The organism is Synechocystis salina LEGE 00031 (genome assembly GCF_015207985.1).
Taxonomy (GTDB): domain Bacteria; phylum Cyanobacteriota; class Cyanobacteriia; order Cyanobacteriales; family Microcystaceae; genus Synechocystis; species Synechocystis salina.
On the sequence record NZ_JADEVV010000108.1, the window covers coordinates 1 to 1,713 of the forward strand.

1 protein-coding gene is annotated in these 1,713 nt (G+C 40.9%); it reads left to right on the forward strand.

Annotated elements, in window-relative coordinates; genetic code table 11:
• The first annotated feature begins 65 nt into the window (after positions 1-65).
• On the forward strand, positions 66-1,676 hold the full coding sequence (locus tag IQ217_RS18690) for an IS1634 family transposase (protein WP_194021426.1): 1,611 nt from the start codon (positions 66-68) through the stop codon (positions 1,674-1,676).
• Positions 1,677-1,713: the final 37 nt, after the last annotated feature.

A 1,713-nucleotide genomic window follows, 5' to 3' on the forward strand; every position in this document is an offset into this window, starting at 1 on the left:
CTTACATTCCGCTATTAAAAGCGGGGACTGATATAATTGGGATGTATTAATAATGAAGAGGGTGTATGGAGCCTGCAATGAAAGTAGAGAATCTAGATCATCTAGGGATAGTGGCTGGATTGATAGATGAAATAGGAATAGTGGAACTGTTAAATGAAAGGCTGGGGACGGACCCCAGAGAAAAAGTCAGTATAGGGATAGTAGTAAAGGCAATATTATTAAATGGACTGGGATTCGTATCAGCTCCTTTGTATTTATTTGAACAGTTTTTTCAAGGGAAAGCAACGGAGCAATTATTGGGAGAGGGAATAAAAGCCGAAAATCTAAATGATGACCGTTTGGGGAAAGGATTAGATAAATTATACGAAGGAGGATTGAGTGAAATCTTTATGGCAATCAGTCTCAAAGTTGTAAAAAAGTTTGGAATTAAGGAAGAAATCGGGCACTTAGATTCTAGTTCATTTCATGTGGATGGAGAATATAAAGTAGGGGAGGAAGAAGCTGGAATGGTGAAAATTACCTACGGTTATTCGAGAGACCATAGACCAGACCTGAAGCAGTTTGTAATGAATTTAATTTGCCTAGGAGATGGAGATATACCAGTCTGGATGGAAATTGCTGATGGTAATCAATCTGATAAGGCAAGATTTGCTGAATTATGCCAGGAATTTAAGAAACAGTGGACATTTGACGGATTATTGGTCGCCGATGGGGCACTATATAGTGCCGATAATCTCACAACCTTGATGGGTTTAACTTGGCTCACCCGAGTCCCTTTGAGTATCAAAGAAGCATCTATTTTAGTAAATAGTACGGAAAGGCTTACTCCAAGTAGCTTAGAGGGTTATAGTTGGAATTGTTTCTCCAGTAACTATGGTGAAGTGCCACAACGTTGGCTCTTGGTTGAAAGTGAGAAACGTCGTCAATCAGATCTTAAACAATTAACCAAAAAGATTAACAAATATTATTCCCAGGCTGAACAATCCTTAAAACAATTATCCTCGACTGAATTTGCTTGCGCTACCGATGCTCTTAACGCTGCTCAAAAATTATCCGCTCAAATGAACTGGCATCAACTCCACGAACTTCAAGTTGTCGAAAAATCTCACTATGGTAAGCCAGGCAAACCAGCTAAAGATGATATTCCTGAACGTCTTACTTATCGTGTTACGGCTTCTATTTTTCCCATTGAGTCTGACATTGAGGCTCAACGCCTTCGTTGTGGTCGTTTTATTTTGGCAACCAATGTCCTTGACTCAGACCAATTATCTCCCGACGAGGCTCTTAGGCAATACAAGGCACAGCAAGGTGTTGAGCTAGGTTTTCGCTTTCTCAAAGACCCTCTTTTTTTTGCCTCTAGTGTTTTCCTTAAGTCTCCTAAACGTGTGGCGGCTCTGGGATTGATTATGGCTTTGTGTTTACTTATCTACAATTTGGGACAACGGCAATTAAGGCTGGCTTTAGCCCAACACCAAGAGACCATTCCCAACCAGTTGGGTAAACCCACTGCTTCTCCCACTCTCCGTTGGGTTTTTCAGTGTTTTATGGCTGTTCATCTCGTTCTTTTCCACGGCGTTACTCAAGTTGTTAATTTGACTGATGAGCGACTCCATATTCTCCGCTTTTTTACTCAATCCTGCCGTCGCTACTATCTTCTTCCAGTACCTACTTGCTAATTATTTTCCCTCCTCTCTAAACTCCGGAATGTGGGTT